Source organism: Phocaeicola sp. RTP21359st1_B8_RTP21360_211022 (genome assembly GCF_040911965.1).
GTDB lineage: Bacteria > Bacteroidota > Bacteroidia > Bacteroidales > Bacteroidaceae > Phocaeicola > Phocaeicola vulgatus.
Genome location: NZ_JBDFXP010000119.1, coordinates 1 through 1,112 on the forward strand (window position 1 = coordinate 1; position 1,112 = coordinate 1,112).

The 1,112-nt window shown below is 31.7% G+C and carries 1 protein-coding gene and 1 pseudogene; both read right to left on the reverse strand.

The annotated features are described in order from the left end of the window. Positions 1-44: 44 nt before the first annotated feature. The gene (locus AB5062_RS22655) at positions 45-470 is read right to left on the reverse strand and encodes a hypothetical protein (RefSeq protein ID WP_368331278.1); all 426 of its coding nucleotides are present in this window, start codon (positions 468-470) and stop codon (positions 45-47) included. A gap of 299 nt (positions 471-769) precedes the next feature. Then, positions 770-1,112, reverse strand: a pseudogene (locus AB5062_RS22660) (hypothetical protein); the annotation flags it as partial.

A 1,112-nucleotide genomic window follows, 5' to 3' on the forward strand; every position in this document is an offset into this window, starting at 1 on the left:
TTAGTGTTTCCGAACCGACTTTTGCCGGTTTTATTGTTTAACTTTTAATTTTTCGGTAAAAATTTACCGAAGTATTGTTTATTATATATGTTTTTTAAATCGTAGCCATGAGGTAACGATATTTGAAAAACACCGTTTTCAATTCTTGCATTCACCTTTGGATTTGTGATTACCGTATCGTCAAGTACAAAAGCTATATGTTTGCCAATTGCCTTTTCTGTTTCTTTTGCCCATTTTTTTAGTTTATGCTTGCTTATTTGCCCCACAATTACGCATGTCCCATTTTCATCAGAATCCATTCGTAACGAAACAAAATCTTTTACTGTTACAATAGACTCTTTAGCAATACTGTCTTTTTGCTGTGATAGGATGTGATACCATCCATTCTCATAGTGGGTTTTATGTATTTGATTACAGGAAGCGAAATAAGCAATTAAAATAAGTATTCCGAATAAATTCTTTTTTTGCATGTTCTTATATAATAAAAAAATAAACTGTTATCTGTTCCTGAATTGTATCCGTCAGATATATTTAAAGCATTATGTTTCAAATTAGCTACTTCTCCAAATATATAAGCAAAAGTAGATTGTTTGCCTTTTTAAGAAGACTGTTCAAATCTGTTTTGATATTGTTTTTCTTGATCACAACTTATAAGATGGATTGTGTATAGTTATTTCATCTCGCCAAGCATATTCCTTGTTTTATCCATATAATTACTGAAATGCGCCTTTACCTGTCAAAAATATATTACCGTAAATAATGTACCGTTTTATCCCAAAAGATTTAAAAACAGTTCTTTATTTACTATTTTTGCAGATTTGATACGTGATTTGAGCCGTGATTTTCGAGCATATACGTTAGCCACCGTATCCTTCATGAATAAGCTAATTACTTGTGGTGAGAATCCTACAAAAATATAGCATAACAGCCTGGTGTCAGAAGTTTTCATGGTCGGAAAATCTTCCTTGAGCTTGTACATGGCATTGTCATGACAAGTGTTTACGATTTTTTCCAATTCTTGCAGTATTTCATTGCTTTCTGCAAAATCTGTAATTATCTGCTTTACTTCATTAAATATGACTGACTGTTGCGATGTTGTATTTTCACGTTCA

What these genes read in the sequence shown, in the direction of transcription:
- AB5062_RS22655 (WP_368331278.1), bottom strand. Translation starts at nt 470, where the DNA reads ATGCAAAAAAAGAATTTATTCGGAATACTTATTTTAATTGCTTATTTC.